At 46.0% G+C, this 21,828-nt stretch carries 20 protein-coding genes and 1 pseudogene; 16 read left to right on the top strand and 5 right to left on the bottom strand.

The window, feature by feature from the left end:
- The first annotated feature begins 122 nt into the window (after positions 1-122).
- Both FZD51_RS26845 and FZD51_RS06915 read left to right on the top strand, forming a co-directional pair.
- Entirely contained in the window at positions 123-1,667 is a 1,545-nt protein-coding gene (locus tag FZD51_RS26845; protein ID WP_148974078.1) for a flagellin N-terminal helical domain-containing protein, read from the top strand.
- A gap of 342 nt (positions 1,668-2,009) precedes the next feature.
- Positions 2,010-2,123, top strand: a pseudogene (locus FZD51_RS06915) (flagellin); the annotation flags it as partial.
- Between the two features lie 8 nt (positions 2,124-2,131).
- Here FZD51_RS06915 and FZD51_RS06910 read toward each other — a convergent pair.
- Positions 2,132-3,100: an endonuclease gene (locus FZD51_RS06910; protein WP_148974077.1), complete on the bottom strand. Its 969-nt coding sequence runs from the start codon at positions 3,098-3,100 to the stop codon at positions 2,132-2,134.
- Positions 3,101-3,224: 124 nt separating this feature from the next.
- On the opposite strand from FZD51_RS06910, the gene flaG reads away from it, so the two are divergent.
- From flaG to hpf, 6 genes are all read left to right on the top strand, one after another.
- Positions 3,225-3,587, top strand: a complete 363-nt coding sequence (gene flaG / locus FZD51_RS06905) for a flagellar protein FlaG (RefSeq protein WP_148974076.1) — start codon at positions 3,225-3,227, stop codon at positions 3,585-3,587.
- 12 nt (positions 3,588-3,599) lie between these two features.
- Positions 3,600-5,117, top strand: a complete 1,518-nt coding sequence (locus FZD51_RS06900; protein WP_148974075.1) for a flagellar hook-associated protein 2 — start codon at positions 3,600-3,602, stop codon at positions 5,115-5,117.
- A gap of 42 nt (positions 5,118-5,159) precedes the next feature.
- Positions 5,160-5,561 (top strand): flagellar export chaperone FliS, encoded by a 402-nt coding sequence (gene fliS, locus FZD51_RS06895; protein WP_148974074.1) that lies wholly within the window; start codon positions 5,160-5,162, stop codon positions 5,559-5,561.
- Positions 5,561-5,902 (top strand): flagellar protein FliT, encoded by a 342-nt coding sequence (gene fliT / locus FZD51_RS06890; RefSeq protein WP_148974073.1) that lies wholly within the window; start codon positions 5,561-5,563, stop codon positions 5,900-5,902. The genes fliS and fliT overlap by 1 nt, the downstream gene beginning before the upstream one ends.
- Positions 5,903-5,911: 9 nt before the next feature.
- The gene (locus tag FZD51_RS06885; RefSeq protein ID WP_148974072.1) at positions 5,912-6,301 is read left to right on the top strand and encodes a DUF8042 domain-containing protein; all 390 of its coding nucleotides are present in this window, start codon (positions 5,912-5,914) and stop codon (positions 6,299-6,301) included.
- A 243-nt stretch (positions 6,302-6,544) separates the two neighbouring features.
- On the top strand, positions 6,545-7,099 hold the full coding sequence (gene hpf / locus FZD51_RS06880) for a ribosome hibernation-promoting factor, HPF/YfiA family (RefSeq protein WP_009792993.1): 555 nt from the start codon (positions 6,545-6,547) through the stop codon (positions 7,097-7,099).
- Between the two features lie 456 nt (positions 7,100-7,555).
- On the opposite strand, the gene FZD51_RS06875 is transcribed toward hpf, so the two are convergent.
- Complete coding sequence (locus FZD51_RS06875; protein WP_262380757.1) at positions 7,556-7,945, bottom strand: sporulation protein; 390 nt, start codon at positions 7,943-7,945, stop codon at positions 7,556-7,558.
- A 707-nt stretch (positions 7,946-8,652) separates the two neighbouring features.
- Here FZD51_RS06875 and FZD51_RS06870 point away from each other — a divergent pair.
- Together FZD51_RS06870 and FZD51_RS06865 are read left to right on the top strand one after the other, a co-directional pair.
- Positions 8,653-9,225: a chromate transporter gene (locus tag FZD51_RS06870; RefSeq protein WP_148974071.1), complete on the top strand. Its 573-nt coding sequence runs from the start codon at positions 8,653-8,655 to the stop codon at positions 9,223-9,225.
- Positions 9,222-9,752, top strand: coding sequence for a chromate transporter (locus FZD51_RS06865; RefSeq protein ID WP_148974070.1), 531 nt, complete (start codon positions 9,222-9,224; stop codon positions 9,750-9,752). The genes FZD51_RS06870 and FZD51_RS06865 overlap by 4 nt, the downstream gene beginning before the upstream one ends.
- Positions 9,753-9,796: 44 nt before the next feature.
- Here the strand turns inward: FZD51_RS06865 and FZD51_RS06860 are convergent, their stop codons facing one another.
- Positions 9,797-11,455 carry a methyl-accepting chemotaxis protein gene (locus FZD51_RS06860; RefSeq protein WP_148974069.1) on the bottom strand — a complete coding sequence of 553 codons (1,659 nt, stop codon included), beginning with the start codon at positions 11,453-11,455 and terminating at the stop codon, positions 9,797-9,799.
- 13 nt (positions 11,456-11,468) lie between these two features.
- A complete protein-coding gene (locus FZD51_RS06855; RefSeq protein ID WP_187445652.1) occupies positions 11,469-12,461 on the bottom strand; it encodes a BMP family lipoprotein in 993 nt (330 codons plus the stop codon).
- 129 nt (positions 12,462-12,590) lie between these two features.
- On the opposite strand from FZD51_RS06855, the gene FZD51_RS06850 reads away from it, so the two are divergent.
- The 5 genes from FZD51_RS06850 to prfB all read left to right on the top strand — a co-directional run bounded on the left by FZD51_RS06850 (position 12,591) and on the right by prfB (position 20,094).
- The gene (locus FZD51_RS06850) at positions 12,591-13,433 is read left to right on the top strand and encodes a DUF1028 domain-containing protein (protein WP_148974067.1); all 843 of its coding nucleotides are present in this window, start codon (positions 12,591-12,593) and stop codon (positions 13,431-13,433) included.
- Positions 13,434-13,529: 96 nt separating this feature from the next.
- On the top strand, positions 13,530-15,428 hold the full coding sequence (locus tag FZD51_RS06845) for a tetratricopeptide repeat protein (protein WP_187445651.1): 1,899 nt from the start codon (positions 13,530-13,532) through the stop codon (positions 15,426-15,428).
- A gap of 15 nt (positions 15,429-15,443) precedes the next feature.
- Positions 15,444-15,728, top strand: coding sequence for a hypothetical protein (locus FZD51_RS06840; protein WP_148949662.1), 285 nt, complete (start codon positions 15,444-15,446; stop codon positions 15,726-15,728).
- A gap of 652 nt (positions 15,729-16,380) precedes the next feature.
- Complete coding sequence (secA, locus tag FZD51_RS06835) at positions 16,381-18,894, top strand: preprotein translocase subunit SecA (protein ID WP_148974065.1); 2,514 nt, start codon at positions 16,381-16,383, stop codon at positions 18,892-18,894.
- A gap of 95 nt (positions 18,895-18,989) precedes the next feature.
- Positions 18,990-20,094, top strand: a protein-coding gene (prfB, locus tag FZD51_RS06830) for a peptide chain release factor 2 (RefSeq protein WP_148974064.1) whose coding sequence is annotated in 2 segments (ribosomal slippage) — positions 18,990-19,061 and positions 19,063-20,094 — 1,104 coding nt in all. Because the reading frame shifts where the segments join, the coding sequence is not laid out codon by codon here.
- An 87-nt stretch (positions 20,095-20,181) separates the two neighbouring features.
- On the opposite strand, the gene FZD51_RS06825 is transcribed toward prfB, so the two are convergent.
- Positions 20,182-20,619 (bottom strand): hypothetical protein, encoded by a 438-nt coding sequence (locus tag FZD51_RS06825; protein WP_148974063.1) that lies wholly within the window; start codon positions 20,617-20,619, stop codon positions 20,182-20,184.
- Positions 20,620-20,912: 293 nt separating this feature from the next.
- Between FZD51_RS06825 and FZD51_RS06820 the strand changes: the two genes are divergently transcribed.
- Positions 20,913-21,785: a YitT family protein gene (locus tag FZD51_RS06820; protein ID WP_187445650.1), complete on the top strand. Its 873-nt coding sequence runs from the start codon at positions 20,913-20,915 to the stop codon at positions 21,783-21,785.
- The last annotated feature ends 43 nt before the right edge of the window (positions 21,786-21,828 follow it).

Here is a 21,828-nt window from a genome sequence, read left to right as displayed (position 1 = left end):
AAACATTGTCTAAACCGGCCGATATTAACTATGTAACCAGCTAGCCTAAAGGCGGCCGACTTTAGAACAGCTGAAAAATTAACCACATGGATGTGGGACAACACTCAAGGAGGAAAAATGTAATGAGAATTAATCATAATATTGCTGCTTTGAATACTTATCGTCAGTTGAATAGTGCTTCAACTGCACAAGGTAAATCAATGGAGAAATTATCTTCAGGACTTCGTATTAATAAAGCTGGAGATGACGCAGCTGGTTTGGCAATCTCTGAAAAAATGCGTGGGCAAATTCGCGGATTAGATATGGCTTCTAAAAACTCTCAAGATGGTATTTCAATGTTACAAACTGCAGAGGGAGCTCTAAATGAAACTCACGATATCCTTCAACGTATGAAAGAGCTTGCTACTCAAGCAGCTAATGATACGAACACAACTGATGACCGTGGTGAAATTCAAAAAGAAATAAATCAATTAACTTCTGAAATTAACCGTATTGGTAATACAACTGAGTTCAATACTCAAAAACTATTAGATGGTGGAGAAGTACAACGTGCTAGTCAAACATCTACTTCAACAGGGACAACTACACCTGCTAAAGTTGAAGGGACAGAAGTAGATGCAACAGCAGCAGCAGCATTAGATTTTACAGTAACAAATCTAGATTTTGAAGTAAATGGAACAGCAATTTCCTTAGATTCTGATGCCTATACAAATATTGGTGATGTTGCAACAGCTATTCAAGACGCATTAACTGCAGATGGAAATACTGATGTAACAGTAACAGCTGAAGATGATAAGCTAGTTTTTACAGCAGCAGAAGGTAAAAATGTAGAAATTGGTGCTGCAACAACTGGAAGTTTAAGTGATATCGGTATTGAAGAAGGAACAACAGAGCCAACTACTGCTGGTGGTACTGGAGCATCTGCTGAATCTTTCTCAGCAACTTTACAAATTGGTGCTAATAAAGGTCAGGCATTTCAAATTGATATTAGTGACATGCGTGCAGTGGCATTGGGAATTGCTCAAGCAACCGACGGTTCAGGAGCATCAACAGGGACAACTACACCTGCTAAAGTTGAAGGGACAGAAGTAGATGCAACAGCAGCAGCAGCATTAGATTTTACAGTTACAAATTTAGATTTTGAAGTAAATGGAACAGCAATTTCCTTAGATTCTGATGCCTATACAAATATTGGTGATGTTGCAACAGCTATTCAAGACGCATTAACTGCTGATGGAAATACTGATGTAACAGTAACAGCTGAAGATGATAAGCTAGTTTTTACAGCAGCAGAAGGTAAAAATGTGGAAATTGGTGCTGCAACAACTGGAAGTTTAAGTGATATCGGTATTGAAGAAGGAACAACAGAGCCAACTACTGCTGGTGGTACTGGAGCTTCAACAGTATTCACCACAGACCCTTCAGTTACAAACGGTACTGCTTCTAACTTAGGAGAAAAGGCATTAGATGTCTCAACTCACGCTAATGCAACAAATGCAATTGAAGTATTAGATAAAGCAATTGCTGAAGTTTCGGGAGAACGTTCTAAACTTGGAGCATACCAAAACCGTTTAGAGCACACAATCAACAACTTGAACACATCTTCTGAAAACCTAACTGCAGCGGAATCTCGTATCCGTGACGTAGATTATGCTTTAGCTGCATAAGCAGTAACAAGCACAGTCGTCCTAGCTGGAAACGGCTAGCGATTATTATCGGGTGAATTGCTGGAAACCCCTAAAACTCACTTCCCTACAACGTAGCTGGAAACGGCAAGCGTGAATGGTCGAAAAGAAGAGAGATTGGGCAATCAGCAGCCAAGCTCCTGTCTCGAAAGAGTGGAGAAGGTTCAACGACTAGGATAGACCATCTAAGGCTAAAGCTATGATGATGAAATCCGTAGGTGAAACAGTGTACATCAGCATTGTGAATCCGAAGTGCCCGACCCCTACAAGCAATATGAGGGTGAAGATATAGTCTAGTCATTTATGAAAGTAAATGTTCGCACGATGGCGAAAGAAATGATGAACCAAACAAAGAATTCTATTCTTTCTCAAGCAGCACAAGCTATGCTGGCTCAAGCTAATCAGCAGCCGCAGGGCGTACTTCAATTACTGCGTTAATCTTAATCTTAGGACTCCGGCATTTGCTGGAGTCCTTTTAGTTTTTTAAAAAGAAAGCATAATTGAACAATGGTGCTCTTTTGAAGGCCTGTACAGAGTTGGATCTTATTTATAGTTGTCATATGGCTGCCAGACAATCCTATTTGGAAGCCTTTAAGTGGTATAGTTTCATTCTTCCTTGTAAAGAGTTCCTTCATAAAAGGAAAGTATGTGAGATCACTTTCAAGCAAGTTCTTTAGATGGTTTAGACTCCTGCAAAGTGCCTCATCGATTTCTTTGGTAGGCCGATTGTTAATAAAGTGACTAGGCAGATAAATGGTGGTTCTTTTATTCTGAGCTATTATCTTGGGTGAAGGAAAAAACAGCTTTCTGTTCATAGAAGGATGAATATAAGGACGGACTAATCTGAGGAAGTAATAGATCTGTGGAAGGTCATATATCAGTAAACGATTTTGTTTATCAGAAGTAAAGATTATGCTGAATTTTGAATTGATCAATTTAATAAGTTCATTATTCTCCTCAATACTAAAGGACTCGGAAGAAAGAATAACCTTCTTCAACTTGCCATTCTCAGCTTTTAAATGACCGTCATCCTGGTACCACCATGCAAGGCATTCTGGAGTGAGTGTGTCAGCAAGAAACTCAAAAGGAATGACCTTCTTTTTGCCCTGATACCAGAGGGGCTGCATCACAGTGGACAGCTCAGAGCTTAAGGATTGAACATAATAGCTTTCAGAATAGCCTTTTACTAATCTGGGATCAATAACTTTTTTATACACAGGAGCGTTTAAGCGCAGTGGATCTTTAAGCTGAGTATAGCAGCAATAGCACCAGTCCTGATCTTTCCTACAATGCATAAACCGAGTACGAGGCTTTCGTTTGGGCTGAATACTGAATCCGCCATCTCCTAATAGCTTTCCTGATATCAATGACAGATGCCTATGAGAATATTTACTCATCATGTCTTCTATTTTCATGGGGATCCCTCCCTAATGAGAGAATATATGTTCTGTTAAAATTATAACAAATTCTTCTTATCACTTAAAAAAATTTTACTCCTGCCGATATAATTACCATGAACAAAGAATAGGGGGAACCTCCATGATTGAGAGGCTTTCAGGACAGAGCGTCGCCTATTCAGCCAGAACTTCATCTCAAGATAATATAGACACGCAAACAATTAAAGTAAAGCTAAATAGGGATAGTTTTCAAGATGAAACACTTGGGACATTTGAAGTGAAGAAAGAGAAGCTGGATCATATTATTGAAGGAATGAACGAGTTCCTGCAGCCTTCCAATACTTCGCTTAAATTTGAGCTCCATGAAAAACTGAATGAGTATTATGTAACACTTGTCGATGACATTACTCATGAGGTTGTAAAAGAGATTCCTTCAAAAAAGATGTTAGATATGTATGCAGCGATGACAGAGTTTGTCGGGCTGATGGTAGATAAAAAGATATAGGTTGGTGAAAATATGGTACGGATCGGCGGCCTGGCAAGCGGGATGGATATCGATCAGCTGGTAAGTGATTTGATGAAGGCTGAAAGGATGCCTCTTGATAAGGTCAATCAGAAAAAACAATATACTGAATGGCAGCGTGATGATTACCGTTCAATGAATAAAAAACTGCTTGAGTTAGATCAGCTGATTTTTGATGGGATTGGAAAGCAGGCTAATTACATTAAAAAGAGTATTAGCAGTACAAATCCAGATGCAGTAGGGATTAAGAACATTACCTCAACTTCAGACTTTTCTGGCTCAATTAAGGTAACAAAACTGGCTGAGTCGGCCAATATGTTCAGTAAAGCTAAAGTTAATTTAGATCCCACTAAGAAGCTTAGTGAGCAGGGGATAACTGCCCAGCAAACAATCTCTATAAGAGCTATCAATAAAGATGGCGTCCTTGAAGAGAAAGGCTATGAATTAACCTTTGATCCTGCAAAAGAAACCCTTAATAGCGTGATTAGCAAAATAAATGCAAATTCAGGGGTAACAGCGTTTTTTGATAGTGTGACAGGAAAAATATCTCTTACTGCCAAAAATACTGGTGACATTCCGGATGATCCCAATACGCCTGAGAATGAAGGTGCAGAGATTGTACTTACTGGGAGCTTCTTAAACACTCTTAACTTAGATACTGACAATAGTGTTGCTAAGGATAATGAGGCAGGGAAAGAAGGGGCGAATGCAGAGTTTATATATAATGGGCTCTCCACCTCCCGTTCTTCTAACACCTTTCAAATTAACGGGGTAGAAATCTCCCTTAAAAATGTCACAACTGAAACAGTTACTTTTTCCTCATCCCCTAACGTTGACGCCATCATGGACACCATCGTCAAATTCGTCGACAAGTATAACGAAGTAATCGAATCAATAAAGGATAAAACTGGCGAGAAGCGATACCGTGACTTCCAGCCTTTAACCAGCGAACAGCGCAAAGACATGGAAGAGAAGGATATCGAGCTTTGGGAAGAGAAAGCAAAGAGCGGTACATTAAGAGGCGATTCCATTTTGACAAGCAGCCTCAATAAAATGAGAAGCGACCTGTACAGTCCGGTCAGTGGTTTGTCAGGTTTCAGCCAGCTTGCTCAGATCGGTATTACCACGACCAGCAATTATCTGGATGGCGGTAAGCTTACTATAAAAGAAGATGACCTGCGGAAAGCAATCTCTGAGAATCCGAATGGAATTTACGAGCTGTTCCAGAAAGATGCCACTGCGACTTCGGAAAAGGGACTTGCCCGGAGATTAAGGGATTCTATCAAGTCTACGATGACTGATATTGAAGCAAAGGCTGGAAAAGCATCAAGTGTTAATAACACTTTTACCATTGGCAAACTGCTAAATGGATTTGATAAACAGATCGACCGTTTTGAGGACCGACTGACTCAAGTAGAAAACCGCTACTGGTCCCAATTCACAGCCATGGAAAAAGCCGTCCAGCGCTCCAACGAGCAGATGTCTTACCTGATGCAGCAATTCGGAGGATAATCACCGCCACTGGGAATACAGTTTTGAAAGGAAGTGTCCTACATGGCCACAAAGAATCCATACCAATCATATCAGCAGAATTCAGTGACGACGGCTTCGCCTGGGGAGCTGACGCTGATGCTTTATAATGGCTGTCTGAAGTTCATTCTTCAGGCGAAGAAGGCGATTGCTGGTAAGAATATTGAAGCGAAGAATACGAATATCCAGAAGGCGCAGAACATCATCAGGGAGTTGATGGTGACGCTCAATATGGATCAGGAAGTATCACAGAATATGATGTCGCTCTATGATTATATGAACCGCCAGCTGATTGAGGCGAATTTGAAGAGTGATACAGCCATCCTGGATGAGGTGGAAGGCCTTGTGACTGAGTTCCGTGATACATGGAAAGAGGTTATCCAGGTGAACCGCCAGAAGCAGTTCAGCCAGGCGGGGCAGATTTAATGAGCTCTGTTGAACGGCTGTATGTGTTAACGGCCGGGCTGATTGAGAAGCTGGAGCAGGGAAACGACCGCGATGAAAAGATAGATTGGATTGAGACTGCACTTGAAGAGAGGGATCAGCTGATGAAGCTGGTTCAGCCTCCGTATTCAGAAGGGGAAATGATCCTCGGGAAAAAGCTGCTTGACCTCAATATCCGATTATCGCAGCTGCTTCTGAAGGAAAAAGCACTGATCCAAAAGGACATCAAGGGACTTACGATGAAAAAGGAATCAAACAATAAATATATGAATCCATATCAGTCAATGGCAACAGACGGTATGTTTTACGATAAACGAAAATAGGTGGCTTCTATGATTAAATTTGAGGAAAATCAGCATATTTTAATTAAGGAATATCAGGACTTGCTTATAACGGTCGAAGAGGCACTTGAATACATCGTGGCGAGCTTTGATAATCTTGAGAAGACTGAAGGCGACCGTCTGCTTTTGGATGTATTCCAGGCGCTGCCTCATATTGCAAGTACCAGTGAACAGCTGAGCAGGCTGTTTGAAAAAGAATCTCCCGCTCTTAAAGGAGCTTTTGCTTCATTCCAAGAGGTGGCGGAAAAAGCTGCCATGCTGGAAGGGAATTTCGGCGATCTTGAGAAGAAACAGGAGATTATCCGTGAACAGCTTTACCCGGCTTATACAGGCTGGAGCCAAAGGGTCCAGCAGGAGCTGGCATCTTATACACAATCCTGACCGTCATTTATTGGCGGTCTTTTTTTCAAAGGCTAAGGCATTGATACAGCCCAATCGACACGCTTTCGACAAATGTTTTCAAATTATCTGAACGTTTTTGCAGGACTTTTCTGGGGTACAGTAGAATTATATTTACATAGTCTTAATAAAATTTTAAGGCTAGGCTTTTTCAGGGAGCGGCAGCTTTAAGGCCGCGGACGCCTGTGAGAGCTTTACTGTATAATGAAAAGGAGGAGTTCATCTATGAATTATAACATTCGTGGTGAAAACATTGAGGTAACTCCAGCGATTAGAGAATACGTAGAGAAGAAGATTGCGAAACTGGAAAAATATTTTACTGAAACTCCTGATGCAAATGTACATGTAAACTTAAAAACGTATAATAATAACCGCTCCAAAGTGGAAGTGACCATTCCGATGCAGAATCTGGTGCTCCGCGCTGAGGAGGATCATGAAGATATGTATGCGGCGATCGATTTGATTGTGGATAAGCTCGAACGGCAGATCCGCAAGCATAAAACGAAGGTGAACCGCAAATTCCGTGAGAAGGGCAGCCCGACGCTGATGTTCGCTTCTTTTGATGAGCCGGAGGCACCTGTCCTGGAAGAAGAGGATAATGATCTTGAGGTTGTCCGCCAGAAGAGCTTTGATTTGAAGCCGATGGACAATGAAGAGGCCATCCTGCAGATGAATCTTCTCGGCCACAGCTTCTATGTATTCACAAACGCGGAAACGAACCGCACCAATGTAGTCTATAAGCGTAAAGATGGCCGCTATGGCCTGATTGAAGCTCAATAATGATAAAGAGACCCTGCTCCCGGGAGCAGGGTCTTATTATAGTTAGATGGATTAGGCCGCGGTGCGCTTTCGCTTTTTCCCGCATCTGATGCATTGATCATTATAATAGCTGTATTTGTGGTTCTTTAAAAAGAAACAATAGAGGGACTTTAGCTTCAAGGCCGTTCACTCCTTCGAATGTTATACCCTCTACTATACTATAAAACTGGAAAAAAACCTTCCTTTTATCCTAAAAAAATTACATTAAGTGGATAAAAATTCTTTATAAAGAAAAAGTCAATATGTTCTTTATGTCGAATTTTGAGGGTTTTTGAAAGCTCGACTGAACGAGCTATACCCGCGGCGGGTTTTTAATCTCCAATGCGTAAGCAGCCTGATAGCCGGTTTCGACTATGCTCACAAGGGCCGCGGCCATGATGAGCTGTTTTATTTGCCTTATATTCACTTTTTCCTCCATTAAGCTTGATTAATAGTGATTTCATCTAAATCTGCACTTTTAACGCCCTCATTAAAGATCATACGCGTCTTAAAACGGTAGGAGCGCTTTTTGCCGGACGGATGCAGTGTCTCCGGCAGAGTGAAGTGGAACGGCATATGGTTGCATTCATCCGATTCAATTTTTTTCGTAGTCAGGATGGTGGTAGAGTCTACTACACTCTCTCCAGTTTCATCAGTGACAACCAGGTCGCACTCAATACGTTTGATCTGCTGGTCGATTGTGCCTCCCTCAATGTTGAAATAACCGCAAATGCTCTCGCCCGGATGGTAGCTCAGCTTTGGCAATATAAGGTCGATCCTCGCCGACCCGACACCGATCAATGACATATACTTTCGTAAAAGCAACATAAATCTCTCCTATTAGTTTTTTTTGTGTTTTATTATTTTGTTAGTCTTTGGATGTCCTGTTTAAACTTCATTTGGAAATTTCTCTGGTTACATTCTCTGCTCCTTCTGGCACTCCAGCCACAAAGCTCTTTTCTTTTCATATGCACGCCTGCAGCCAATTACCACACTTGTCTGCCAAAAAAGGCGCATGTCCCGCAATGAGAAAAGGCCTTTGCCGATGCTGGGATCATCCAGCGCGGCAAAGGCCTTTTTAAAGCATAAATAAAGACCTTTACCGTTCAGGCAAAGGTCTGGCTAACAGATTCAGGTCTGCCAGCAAAGCCGAGAGCGTATGCTCTGTAATGACGACTATGCTGTAAAAGCTACTCCCCTTTGTGGGAGACGTGCTATGAATTTATAGGTTTATTGTACAAAATATCGCAGGGAAAATCAATTATTTTCACAAGGTATGCTAAAGATTTTTCAACTGAAAATAAGAAATCGAGCTTAGTATGTGGAGATGGCTGTCCTTTTATTATTTTTGCCCGCACAGACGGAACCATTGCTGCATGGTAACGAATTAAAGTAAATGGATAGGCAAAGGGGTTATAGAGCGTTATAATTAGAAAATAATAATAATTAGCGCAGCCCTCCTGACATTTTGCCGGGAGGGCTGCCGGATGCCTGTACATCGGGCAGGCCGGAAAGGATGAAAAGGTGAATCAGTCATGAAGCATACAGACATATTCTTAGCCTTTTTCAGGGTAGGAATCCTAGGCTATGGCGGAGGCCCGTCCTCTATTCCGCTCGTCCATAAAGAAGTGGTGGATAAATATAAATGGATGGATTCAGATGAGTTCGGCGATGTGCTTGCGCTCGGCAACGCGCTTCCGGGACCGATTGCCACGAAGATGGCCGGCTATATCGGCTACCGGGTTGCCGGGGTCTGGGGGATGCTGAATGCCATCATCGCGACGATCGTGCCGACGATTGTATTGATGGTGCTTCTTCTGACCGTATTGAATTCCTACAAAGACCAGCCATGGGTGCAGGGGATGTCAGCGGCGGTCGTGCCAGTCGTTGCCGTCATGCTCGCCACCTTGACCTGGGATTTTGTGAAAAAATCAGTCAAATCGAAACTGGGCTGGGTCTGGACGCTGGTATTTGTCGCTGGAAGCCTGGTTATATTGGAGGTCCTGAACGTTCATCCTGCCATCATTATTTTTGCTTTATTGCTCGGGGCGCTCCTTAAAAAAGACAGGGCCGGCAAAAATGGGGGAAAGGAGAAAAGTTCAGCATGATTTATATCCAGATATTTTCAGCATTTTTTATACCCGGAATCCTTGGCTATGGCGGCGGACCGGCTTCAATCCCGCTGGTTGAGAATGAAGTGGTCGGCCGGTACGGCTGGCTCAGCACAAGTGAGTTCAGTGAGATGCTTGCCATGGGGAATACCTTGCCAGGACCGATTGCCACCAAGATGGCCGGCTATATCGGCTATGACCAGGGCGGCGTGCTGGGTGCGATTGTCGGCGTTTTTGCCACCGTTGCCCCGTCGCTGATCCTGATGATCGGGCTTCTCGGATTACTCATGAAATACAAGGAATCCCCGAGGGTCAAACGGATGACGGTTGTCATTAGACCGGTTATCGCCGTCCTTCTAGGACTCATGACGTACGACTTCCTGTTTTCCTCTTACGAAGGTGCCGGCCTTTGGCAGACCATCTTCATTGGGCTTGTCAGCCTGGTGCTTATGGAAAAGTTCAAGGTGCACCCTGCGTATGTGATTGCCGGATCGCTTGTTTATGGCGGGATATTTTTAGCGTGATGAGAAAAAAGAACCAAATCCAATTGGATTCGGTTCTTTTTTCATTAACTCACCTTAAACTTTCCAAGCTCACGCTTCATTTCCTCAGTCAATGCTTCAAGTGCTGAAACCTTATCGCCGACCTGCTCGAAGGAGCGGAGCTGGGCATCGGTGGAAGCGGAAATCTCTTCTGTCCCGGCTGCTGTTTCTTCTGTAACAGCAGACACATTTTCAATCGCCGCGATGACCTGCTGGCTCATTCCTGCGGATTTTTCCGTTCCTTCCGCAAGTGTTGTGAGCTGGTCATAGATTCCTGCCACATGTCCTGCAATGGTGAAAAAGCTGTCTTCTGTTTCTTTTATGGACCCAAGCTGTTCATCGGTCAGCTTGCTGCCGAGCTCTGTTGCATTCAATATGGTGGACACGCCCTGCTTGATGCTGGACACCATGCTGGTGATCAGGACAGTGGCTTTTGAGCTGTCGTCTGCGAGCTTACGGACTTCTTCCGCGACAACGGCAAAGCCTTTGCCTGCCTCGCCGGCGCGTGCTGCTTCAATGGCTGCATTCAGCGCAAGCAGATTGGTCTGCTCGGCGATTTCCCTGACCGTATGGGCCGCATTCTCTATTTTGCCGGTATAATCGGCGAATTCCTGGACGGACGCTTTGATTCCTTCAGAGGAGCTGGAAAGCTGTCCGGCAAAGGCTGCCTGTTTTTCGAGTGACTTGCGGCCGGCATCGATGGAGCTCATAGCTTCCATGCTCGCCTGAAGCGAGCTCTGGCTTTCATGCTGAACCACCGCAAAGTTGTCGCCCATGCTGCGCATCAGTTCTGCAGTTGACTGAATGTCCTCGGAAATCGCCTGGCTTCCTTTGGCGAGCTCCTCGGTGGAAACGGCCACCTGGCTGCTGCTCTCTGTCACACTTTCCATATAACCGGAAACTTCCTTTGAAAAAGTAGACACTTGCTTTCCAACATTATCTATTGATTCGACGGTTGATTTTACATTCCCGATCATGTCGGCAAAAGCTGAGCGTAAAAGGTCTATTTCAAATTTGCTCGCCGGCTTGGCCTTTTGGATCTCAACGGTCAAATCTCCCCTGGCGACACGCCCTGCCTGCTGGACGATTTCATTGAGCGGCATTGTAATCTTTCTGGCTGCCATCCATGAAAATCCTCCGGACAGGAGAATCAGCAGGATGCTGGCAATCAGGGATGATGTGACAATGAAGTTGATCTGTTTTTCCATCTGAGAGGTTTTGGCTTCGTACCAGCCTTCAGCCTGCTTGTCGAGAAGGTAGAAATCATTCATGATTCCTGCAATGCGGATGGATTGCCGCTTGATCTCCGGCTGGTTCCCGCTTTTAAGGGCATCGCCTGCTTCTTTTGTCAGGATGCTGAATTTATTTTCGGCTTTTGTGAAGGTGGCTTTCTGGTCTGCTTCACTTATGGCGGATTTCAGCTGTTTCATGTCTTTTTCAATTTTCCCGAGCATTCCGGCAGCTTCCTGCTTATTAGCACCAGTGCCGGTCGCCGCAGCGCTCGCCAGTGATTGTCTGGCACTGACAAATTCACCGTTCAGGGTTTCTATCTTCAGCAGGACCTCTACATCCTCCCTGGAGGAGCTCTGAAGCTCAAGGATCTGGCTGATCATATAACCGATGATTACAGTTGATAAGATAAGGGGGATGATGGCAATCATCATCAGTCGGTTGCGCAATCTCATGGTGCAGCCTCCTTTATGGTTTAGTTGAATTTACAATAATATCGCCGGCAATGATTTCATCCTTGGCGGCAGTAAGGGCTTTTTTCTGTTCTTCCGAGAAAGGGAAGGCACGCAGTTCTGCAAGGCCGACGCCGTTCTCAGCCAGGCCGAGGACAAAAGCATGCTGTTCAATTTTGCCTTTTTCTTTTAAAAGCTTCGCGATGTCATACACCGCAACGTCGATATTTTTTAGCATGCTGGTGATGATTGCTTTTTCCGCGACAAAGAACTGGTCAGAATCGACTCCTGCTGCGTGAACCTTTTTTTCCTGGGCCTTCTGGAGCGCACCATAGCCAGTAAACCCGGCAGCCGGATAAATGAAATCCGCACCTTTGCTGATCTGTGTTTCCGCAATCTTGCCGCCAAGCTCAGCATCACTGAATGAGCCTGCGTATTCGGTCAAAATCTTGATATCGGGTTTCACATGCCTGGCACCCTGGATGAAGCCCTGTTCAAAATGGTGGATGACTTCTGCGTCCTCACCGCCGATGAAGCCAAGTGTGTTCGATCTGCTGGCCATGGCTGCTGCCATTCCGACCAGGAAGCTGCCTTCATGCTCCTTGAATGTGATCGAAGCGATATTCGGCAATTCTGATACGGCATCAATCAGCAGAAATTGCTGTTTTGGATATTTCTTAGCAATTTTCTCAAGCGGCTCCTGAGCTGTAAAACCGAGGCCGATGACGAGGTCATTTTTTTCCTCGACAAGCTCTGTCAGCTTTTCTTCTAAATCTCCGTCTGGCGCCTCTTTATAATCAAACAGGACGCCAAGCTCATCACGGGCTCTTTCCAGCCCGCGGAAGGCCGAGTCATTGAAGGAGTCGTCCCCCAGCCCTGTTGTTGATAACAAAATGCCAATCTTGTACTCTTTTTCCTGCTTAACCTCCGCTGCATCACCTGGCATCGAGCATCCTGCCAGGAGAAGAATGGCCAGCAGAAGCAGGCCTAACTTTTTCACCAATTCCATTCACCTCTATTAAAAAATTCTCACGGTAAGTATATCGACAGAATGTGACATTTATTTAGAAGGAAGAAAAAGGAGAAATCGTTTAGAGAAGCGAAGAATATAGTAAGAGATTATTAGGAGGAATACAATATGACTTTTTCAATCGTCGGCTATGATCCGAAGGAAAAGGAATGGGGGATTGCGGTTCAATCCAAATTTCTGGGTGTTGGTGCGGTAGTGCCCTTTGCCAAGGCAGGCGTCGGGGCGGTGGCAACCCAGTCTTATGCGAACACAGCTTACGGTCCGCAGGCTCTCCAATTAATGGAGCAGGGAAAGACTGCGCAGGAAGCGCTTGATCTTATTACAGCCGAAGACCCTGACAAGGAACTGCGCCAGGTCGGAATCGTTGATTTCGAGGGCAGCGGGGCTACTTTTACAGGAAACGGCTGCTATAGCTGGGCCGGCGGGACTGCAGGCACGCATTTCGCAGCACAGGGCAATATTTTAGTAGATGAAAATACAGTAAAGGCGATGGCTGATACTTTTACCAGCAGTGAAGGCACCCTGGCTGAACGTCTGCTTGCCTCCCTTAACGCCGGCCAGGAAGCAGGCGGGGACAGCCGCGGCCAGCAGTCAGCAGCTTTACTGGTTGTGAAAGAAAAGGGAGGTTACGGCGGCTTTAATGACCGCTATATTGATCTGCGTGTTGATGACCATCCTGACCCGATCACTGAATTGATCCGAATCTATCATCTTCAGCAGCTTTATTTTGCACCGAGCAGAGAGGGCAGGGTGGCTGATATTGAAGGAGATGTCGAGGCAGAACTGGGCAGCCAGCTTGTGAGGCTCGGCTATCTCGATAATAAGGCATCCGGCGGTGAGTTATACAAAGCGCTGAAAACCTATATCCATACAGAAAACTTCGAAGAGCGCGAGCAGGCTGAGGGGAAAATAGATTTGGATATACTGGAATATATGAAGAAACAAGAATAGCAGCTGCCGTTTGGCGGCTGTTTTTTATAAGTGGTTCCAATTTAACAGGGTTTATGCTAAAAAGAAGATAGAATGAATGTGCGGAAGGAGAGAGAGATGTTGAGCGGAAGAATCAACCGGAATGATCCTTGTCCATGCGGCAGCGGGAAAAAATATAAAAAATGCTGCGGCAGCAAGGATGTGATTGTGATATCAGACAGGATGGAAGGGGAAATCATTGCTCTCCAGGGAGAAGCGATTGAATTTGCTAAGCATGTATACGGGGAACAGCTTCAGGAGTCTTTTGAATTGGAGGATCTTCCATACTTTGATAAGGAAGAAAGAGAGTTCTATGAATTTGTCCACATGTTCTGGTTCACAGCTTTTGGAGAGCTCGATTCCGGCGAGAGGATCATGGAATTATTTATAGAAGAAATGCTCCCGGTTCTGAAGAATTCCTATCTGAAGGATATCCTGCAGAAATGGGACAAGCCGTTTGCCTTTGCCGGCGTGATCAAGGAGCGGGCTGAAAACAAGCTTCTGATTGAGGATGCGCTGAGCGGACAAACTTTTACAGTGACCATCCTTGAATCTTACAGAGACATAGAGGCCGGCCTTTTTTCATTCGGCATGCTGCTGCCTTATCTGGATCATCACGTATTTTTCCCGGCGCCGTTTGAACTGGACGGGGAACACAATGACCAATACAGGGATTTTCTTTTAAAAGAATATAAAGCAGCCCGGATGGAGGATCCACAGGAATTTCTGCAGGAGTTTTTCCTTGAGATGATGGAAGAAGTGCCAGGAGCTGCTATGGCTTTTGAATGGCAGAATGAAGGGGCGGCTGAGGTTGCTGATTTATTTGCCAGAGATATGGAGAAAGAGGGCGAGGAAAGCTGGGTCATTGATATGGGGGTCACCCTCTGGATGAAATATATCGAGAAGACCGGCAAGAAGCCGAAGAAGGCCGGGATTTATGTGGCGGGGCTCCGCTATCTTGTGGACACTCTGGCCAATCCGTCAGGCCCTGCTTATACCCAAAAACAGCTGGGAACCCTCTACGGTGTTTCTGCAGCCAGTATCTCGAATGCTTATGGTGAAATCTATCATGCGATCGAGGACGTGCTGGAGGAGATTTTTCAAGCTGAACTCCAGGAGCCGGCTTCCCTGATGGAATCAGAGCAGATGATCCAGGATTTGATGGGTCTTGTCGGGGAGCAGGAGTTCGAGAACGAACAGGAATTGGATGTATTCCTTCAGGGACTCATGAATAAACCGCTGCCAAAGAAGGCATCTGCTACGAAGAAGGGTAAAGCCCAGGATATCATGTATGAAGCATTTGAAGCTTCCGGGTCAAAAAGATACAAGCTTGCCGAGAAAGCGCTCGAGCTGAATCCGCTCAATAGTGATGCCTATAATATCCTTGCTGAAAAAGAGGATCTCCCTGAAGCGGCTAAGCTGTTCAAAAAGGGGATGGAGGCTGGACAGAAGGATCTCGGCAACGGCTTTTTCAAGGAAAACAAAGGCCACTTCTGGGGCCTGGTTGAAACGCGGCCATTTATGAGGGCTAAAGCCAATTATGCTCAGGCGCTGCATGCGCTTGGCAATCTGCCGGAAGCAATTAGGGAATATGAAGAGCTTCTGGAGCTGAATCCGAATGACAATCAGGGTGTCAGGTATGTGCTGTTTCAGGCTTACTGTGAGAGCAGGCAATACAAGAAAGCACGGAAGCTATTAGAAGTTTATCCGGAAGAAATGGCTGCAGGCCTCTTCAATCAGGTCCTGCTGGAACTGCTGGAAAAAGGCTTCACAAGCAAAGCGGCCGCGCTGCTGAAGAAGGCGAAGAAACATAATCCATATGCTACCGATTATCTTTCAGGAAAAAAGAAAATGCCGCGTGAGGTTCCGGACTATTACAGCTGGGGCGACAAAAATGAAGCTATCACCTATGCGGATGGGCATCTTCACTTATGGCAGGAAATTCCCGGGATTCAGACATGGCTGCAAAATAACTAAAAAGGATGCGACAATTTGAATACATTTTTTGGATGGCTGTTTAAAAAGAATTACCGTAATCTGAGCGACCTGGTCTCTCTGGGGGTGCTCCTGCTCTTAGTAAGATTGATTGACTTTGGCCCGGTGCGGGAAAATATCTATCTGCTGATTCCGGTGCTGGTGGTGCTATTTGTTCTGGTGCGGGTGCTGGAAACCATTACGGCTAAATTCCTTGGCGACCAGAATAAGAAGCTGGAGTACAGCACATTCGCTTTTTCGGTGCTGGGGATTGTGGTTGTTACGTCTTTGCTGAGGTTTTGAATAGGGCCGGTGCTCCTTTGGTGGGGGTGCCGGTTTTAATTTTGAGTTCTTCGGTTGTTGGTTTATTGTAAAAAAATGTAAAAAGGAAAAATTATTGCTCTTTTTGGGGTGAATCATTGGGATTTTGGGTAGAATCCTTGAGGAGTTGGGGAGAAAAAATTCAAATTTGGGCAGAAAAACTCTCATTCAGGAATAATCCGCATCGGGGAGGCTGGATTTTTAAAGCAGGAATATGGTCTAGAACCCATATATTTAAGATTCAGTTCAAAATTGCAGTAAATATTGCTGCATACCTTAAGAACCACCACCCTCAGCGTGCACATTGACCCCAATATTCCATTGCCGCCAAGATAAATAGTGTTCGAGATCCACCTGCAAATCTAGCAATAATCTACTTCACAAAACTCAAACTTCAAGCTCTCGCTGCAGCAGAACTCTGCCACACTTCGTGCACTTTCTCACAATTGTTGTCACTCTATAGAGGAAGTGGTAGAATTAAGGAGGAAACCTGCGATTTTTTGCAGGAGGAGATAGCTGCTGTGATAGCGAAAGGTACAGGAGCGGCAGTTGCCATAGAGGCTGCTGTTTATTTTTCATAAAAAGCTCTGAGGCCAATTGACGAGCCCATATCCAATATAAAGGAGCGTTTTTGATGCTTGGGATTTTAAACAAAGTGTTCGATCAAAATAAACGCGATTTGAAGAAACTGTCGAAGAAGGCGGAGCAGATTGATGCCCTGGCTTCCACTATAGATAAACTGACTGATGACCAGCTGCGCGACAAGACGGCTGAATTCAAGATGCGCCTGGAAAAAGGCGAGACGCTTGATGACATCCTGGTCGAAGCATTTGCTGTTGTCCGCGAGGCCGCTAAGCGTGTGCTTGGCCTTTATCCTTATCCGGTCCAGCTGATGGGGGGCGTGTCCCTTCATGAGGGGAATATTTCCGAGATGAAAACCGGTGAAGGTAAAACACTGACAGCAACCATGCCGGTATACCTGAACGCCCTTGCCGGTAAAGGCGTGCACGTTGTAACGGTCAACGAATATCTGGCCAGCCGTGACGCGACTGAGATGGGCCGTCTTTATGAATTTTTGGGCCTCACTGTCGGACTGAACCTGAACGGACTTTCAAAAGAAGAAAAGCAGGCTGCCTATGCGGCTGATATCACTTACGGTACGAATAATGAGCTTGGCTTTGACTATCTGCGCGACAATATGGTCCTTTATAAAGAGCAGAAGGTCCAGCGCCCGCTGTATTATGCGGTAATAGATGAAGTCGACAGCATCCTGATCGATGAGGCGCGTACACCGCTCATCATTTCCGGGTCTGCGCAAAAGTCTGCCCAGCTTTATATTCAGGCAAATGCTTTTGTCCGCAACCTGAAAAGAGAAGATGATTACACTTATGATGAAAAGACAAAAGGTGTCCAGCTGACAGAAGAAGGGATGACGAAGGCAGAAAAAGCTTTCGGGATCGATAATCTTTTCGATATTTCCCATGTGGCGATCAACCACCATATCACACAGGCTCTGAAGGCGCATGCGAGCATGCATCTTGATGTCGATTATGTCGTCCAGGACGGCGAGATCGTCATCGTTGACCAGTTCACTGGCCGTCTGATGAAGGGACGCCGCTACAGCGACGGCCTCCACCAGGCGATCGAAGCGAAGGAAGGCCTGGAGATTCAGAACGAAAGCATGACGCTTGCGACGATCACTTTCCAGAACTATTTCCGTATGTACGAAAAGCTGGCCGGGATGACGGGTACAGCGAAGACAGAGGAAGAGGAATTCCGCAATATTTACAATATGTATGTTACGGTCATCCCAACGAACAGGCCGATTGCCCGTGACGACCGTGCCGATCTCATTTATGCGAGCATGGACGGCAAGTTCCGTGCGGTGGTCGAGGATATCGCCGAGCGCAACCAGAAGGGCCAGCCGGTGCTTGTGGGTACGGTGGCCATCGAGACATCTGAAATCATTTCTAAATATTTGACGAAAAAAGGCATCCGCCACGATGTCCTGAATGCGAAAAACCATGAGCGCGAAGCGGAAATCATCGCACACGCCGGTGAAAAAGGCTCTGTTACCATCGCCACGAACATGGCGGGGCGCGGTACCGACATCAAGCTTGGCGAAGGCGTGAAGGAAGTCGGCGGCCTTGCGGTCATCGGTACGGAAAGGCATGAAAGCCGCCGGATCGACAACCAGCTCCGCGGACGTTCCGGACGCCAGGGAGATCCGGGTGTGACGCAGTTCTATCTTTCCATGGAAGATGAATTGATGCGCCGCTTCGGATCTGACAATATGAAATCAATGATGGAGCGCCTTGGCATGGATGACACTCAGCCGATCCAGAGCAAGATGGTATCAAGAGCGGTTGAATCTGCGCAGAAACGCGTGGAGGGCAATAACTTTGATGCGCGTAAGCAGCTTCTGTCATATGATGATGTATTGCGCCAGCAGCGTGAAATCCTTTATGCACAGCGGAATGAAGTGCTTGAGTCTGAGAACCTCCGCGAAATTGCCGAGAAGATGATCAGTGCTGCCCTGCAGCGCAATGTTGAGGCTTTTGCCCCTGCTGTAGAGGATGAAGAGAATTGGAATCTGGAAGGCCTGATTGATTATGTGAACGGCAACCTTCTCAATGAAGGCGACCTCACTGTCAACGACCTGCGCGGCAAGGATACAGAAGAAATCTTTGAAGCCATCTATGCGAAGGTGAAAGAGCGCTATGATGAAAAAGAAGACATACTGGAAGAACAGATGCGCGAGTTTGAAAAAGTGGTAGTGCTCCGTGCTGTCGACAGTAAGTGGATCGACCATATTGATGCGATGGACCAGCTGCGCCAGGGGATCCATCTCCGCGCCTATGGCCAGATCGATCCGCTGCGCGAATACCAGCATGAAGGCTTTGCAATGTTTGAAAACATGATTGCCAGCATCGAAGAAGATGCGGCCAAGTACATCATGAAGGCAGAAATCCGCAATAACCTTCAGCGTGAAGAAGTGGCCAAGGGACAGGCGGTCAACCCGAAGGAAAACGAAGGCGGAAAAGTGAAGAAAAAACCGGCCGTTAAGCAAATGGATATCGGCCGCAATGACAGCTGCATCTGCGGAAGCGGCAAAAAGTACAAAAACTGCTGCGGCAAAGAAGCTTAAGCATAAGAAATGAAGAGGGCCGGTAAAGCTCGATCAGCTTTGCCTGCTCTCTTTTTCCTGATACACTGTAAAAAAACTATTTAGAGGTGACTGGAATGGAATTAGCAGACATTCGCAATGAGTTAGAGAGAACAGCTAAGGTATTAGCGGACTTTAGGGGGTCTCTTTGACTTAGAAAACAAAGAGGCGCGCATCGCCGAGCTTGATGAAGAAATGCTGCACCCGAACTTCTGGGATGACCAGAAAGCGGCGCAGGTTGTTATCAGTGAGTCGAATGCGCTTAAAGACCAGGTCCATGAATTTCATGACCTGTTTGAAACGTTTGAAAACCTGGAGCTCACTTATGAGCTTGTGAAGGAAGAAAGCGACGAGGATCTCCAGAATGAGCTTGCCGAAGAGCTGACTGAGCTGACAAAGCGCCTTGCGCAATTCGAGCTGCAGCTTTTGCTGAGCGAGGAATATGATAAAAACAATGCCATCCTTGAACTCCACCCGGGAGCGGGCGGTACGGAATCCCAGGACTGGGGCTCCATGCTGCTGCGCATGTACACGCGCTGGGCAGAGAAAAAAGGCTTCAAGGTTGAGACACTTGATTATCTGCCAGGTGATGAGGCCGGGATCAAAAGTGTAACACTCGCAATTAAAGGGCATAATGCCTACGGCTATCTGAAGGCTGAAAAAGGCGTCCACCGCCTTGTCCGGATTTCGCCGTTCGATTCTTCAGGCCGCCGCCATACCTCTTTCGTTTCCTGTGAGGTTATGCCGGAGTTCAATGATGAAATCGAAATCGATATCCGTACAGAGGACCTGAAAATCGATACGTACCGGGCAAGCGGCGCCGGCGGGCAGCATATCAATACAACCGATTCTGCTGTCCGGATCACCCACTTGCCGACAAATGTCGTGGTAACCTGCCAGACCGAGCGCTCCCAGATCAAGAACCGTGAACGCGCCATGAAAATGCTCCAGGCCAAGCTCTATCAAAAGAAAATTGAAGAGCAGGAGCAGGAGCTGCTGGAAATCCGCGGCGAGCAGAAGGAAATTGGTTGGGGAAGCCAGATCCGCTCATACGTATTCCATCCGTACAGCATGGTCAAGGACCATCGCACAAGCACGGAATCGGGAAACGTCCAGGGCGTGATGGACGGCGATCTCGATCCATTCATCAATGCTTATCTGCGTTCAAGACTGAGCTTATAAGATTGAAGGAAAAGCCTTTGCCGGAATGGCAAAGGCTTTTTATGTGGATAATGTATGAGGTCGGTGATGAGGTTTTAGGGAATGTTTCTATATTTTAATCGTCTTTTTCAACTGGTTGATCTCTTTATCATGTACACCGGTTTTCTCGCTTAAGTACTCAATGTCAATCTTCGCTGCGTTCAGTTCATTGGAAACTACCTGGTAAAGCTTTTCATGATGATCAAGCTTTGTTTCAATTTGTTTAAAATGGCTTCTCATTTCGGTGGTCAGATTGTCAAACCTTTCATCCACAGCGTCAAATCTTTTATCCATAGCATCAAGTCTTTTATCTACACCGTCAAACCTTTCATCCACAGCGTCAAATCTTTTGTCCATAGCATCAAGCCTTTTATCTACACCGTCAAATCTTTCATCCACACCGTCGAGCCTTTTCTCCATAACATCAAACCGGCTGTTCATCTGTGATCCAAGATCCGCTATCTGCTCCTGCATGCTGACCAGGATTTGTTCAAGTGTCTTCTCCATGTTTTTTTTACCTCCTTTTCGACATTATACCACTTTTCTGTGTGCGGAAATCCTTTTTGTATATTTTTGTAAAATGGATAAAAACTAAGTATAGCTTTAGTTTAGTTTATCTGAGTTCTGCAGTTCCATACTCTTCTGCTCCACTCCTTTAATACGTCACTTTATTGGCATTTACAGCCTTTTTTCAACATGCTATACTCACCTTCGGCTATGAAAAGCCTATGGAAGAAAAAAAGTAAACAGGAAACTTTCGACAAATAACGGGAGGTGCCTGTCACCAATAAAGGAGCAGGATGCAAGTGAGCAAGAGAAAGAGAGGCAGTACATATAACCCTGGGGCGGAGCGGGCGCTGGAGTATTTGTTTGTGCTTGTGGGATCCGGGATTGTGGCGGTGGCGTTCAATGTGTTTTTGCTGCCGAACCGGATCGCTTCCGGCGGAGTGAGCGGGATCAGTACGATATTGGACGCATTGGTTGGCTGGGAGCCGGCTTATGTGCAGTGGGCATTTAATATTCCGCTGTTCCTTGCAGGGCTGATATTTTTAGGCAGGCAGTTTGGGGCAAAGACTTTGGCGGGAACCATATTCCTGCCGCTTGTTGTATTTCTGACGAGCCGTGCGGAGCCATGGACACAGGACCCGCTTCTTGGCGCCCTGTTCGGCGGGATCGGGGTCGGCCTTGGGCTTGGGATTGTTTTCCGCGGGAAGGCTTCAACGGGAGGAACCGATCTGGCGGCGCAGATCATCAATAAATATACTGGGCTGACCCTTGGGACATGTGTGGCCATCATTGATGGCTTGATCGTCCTGTCTGCAGCAGTCATCTTTGATATTGAAAGAGGTTTGTACGCACTTATTGCCCTTTATGTAACCACCAAGACGATCGACTTGATCCAGGTCGGCTTCAGCCGTTCGAAAATGGCCATGATCATTACGGACAATCAGGAGGCTGTCAGGGAAGGCATTTTGAATAAAATCGACCGCGGTGTGACAAAACTATCAGCATATGGCGGATATACCGACCATGAACGCCCTATCCTGATGTGTGTTGTTGATCAGACGGAGTTCACTAAATTGAAACAACTCGTCAAGACCATAGATCCTCAAGCGTTTATTATAGTAATGGATGCATCTGAAGTGCTCGGCGAAGGCTTTAAGCGCGCCTAGGCTTGCAGATGTCCGGATAGATTCCGGATCTAGGGAGGTATAA

The organism is Bacillus infantis, from assembly GCF_008180445.1.
GTDB lineage: Bacteria > Bacillota > Bacilli > Bacillales > Cytobacillaceae > Bacillus_AB > Bacillus_AB infantis_B.
The sequence above is the reverse complement of the archived record's forward strand: the minus strand, read 5'-3'. Positions and strand labels throughout refer to the sequence as shown.

Coding starts and splice junctions, on each gene's coding strand:
- FZD51_RS26845 (WP_148974078.1), top strand. CDS start 123: ATGAGAATTAATCATAATATTGCTGCTTTGAATACTTATCGTCAGTTG.
- FZD51_RS06910 (WP_148974077.1), bottom strand. CDS start 3,100: ATGAAAATAGAAGACATGATGAGTAAATATTCTCATAGGCATCTGTCA.
- flaG (WP_148974076.1), top strand. CDS start 3,225: ATGATTGAGAGGCTTTCAGGACAGAGCGTCGCCTATTCAGCCAGAACT.
- FZD51_RS06900 (WP_148974075.1), top strand. CDS start 3,600: ATGGTACGGATCGGCGGCCTGGCAAGCGGGATGGATATCGATCAGCTG.
- fliS (WP_148974074.1), top strand. CDS start 5,160: ATGGCCACAAAGAATCCATACCAATCATATCAGCAGAATTCAGTGACG.
- fliT (WP_148974073.1), top strand. CDS start 5,561: ATGAGCTCTGTTGAACGGCTGTATGTGTTAACGGCCGGGCTGATTGAG.
- FZD51_RS06885 (WP_148974072.1), top strand. CDS start 5,912: ATGATTAAATTTGAGGAAAATCAGCATATTTTAATTAAGGAATATCAG.
- hpf (WP_009792993.1), top strand. CDS start 6,545: ATGAATTATAACATTCGTGGTGAAAACATTGAGGTAACTCCAGCGATT.
- FZD51_RS06875 (WP_262380757.1), bottom strand. CDS start 7,945: ATGTTGCTTTTACGAAAGTATATGTCATTGATCGGTGTCGGGTCGGCG.
- FZD51_RS06870 (WP_148974071.1), top strand. CDS start 8,653: ATGAAGCATACAGACATATTCTTAGCCTTTTTCAGGGTAGGAATCCTA.
- FZD51_RS06865 (WP_148974070.1), top strand. CDS start 9,222: ATGATTTATATCCAGATATTTTCAGCATTTTTTATACCCGGAATCCTT.
- FZD51_RS06860 (WP_148974069.1), bottom strand. CDS start 11,455: ATGAGATTGCGCAACCGACTGATGATGATTGCCATCATCCCCCTTATC.
- FZD51_RS06855 (WP_187445652.1), bottom strand. CDS start 12,461: ATGGAATTGGTGAAAAAGTTAGGCCTGCTTCTGCTGGCCATTCTTCTC.
- FZD51_RS06850 (WP_148974067.1), top strand. CDS start 12,591: ATGACTTTTTCAATCGTCGGCTATGATCCGAAGGAAAAGGAATGGGGG.
- FZD51_RS06845 (WP_187445651.1), top strand. CDS start 13,530: ATGTTGAGCGGAAGAATCAACCGGAATGATCCTTGTCCATGCGGCAGC.
- secA (WP_148974065.1), top strand. CDS start 16,381: ATGCTTGGGATTTTAAACAAAGTGTTCGATCAAAATAAACGCGATTTG.
- FZD51_RS06825 (WP_148974063.1), bottom strand. CDS start 20,619: ATGGAGAAGACACTTGAACAAATCCTGGTCAGCATGCAGGAGCAGATA.
- FZD51_RS06820 (WP_187445650.1), top strand. CDS start 20,913: ATGCAAGTGAGCAAGAGAAAGAGAGGCAGTACATATAACCCTGGGGCG.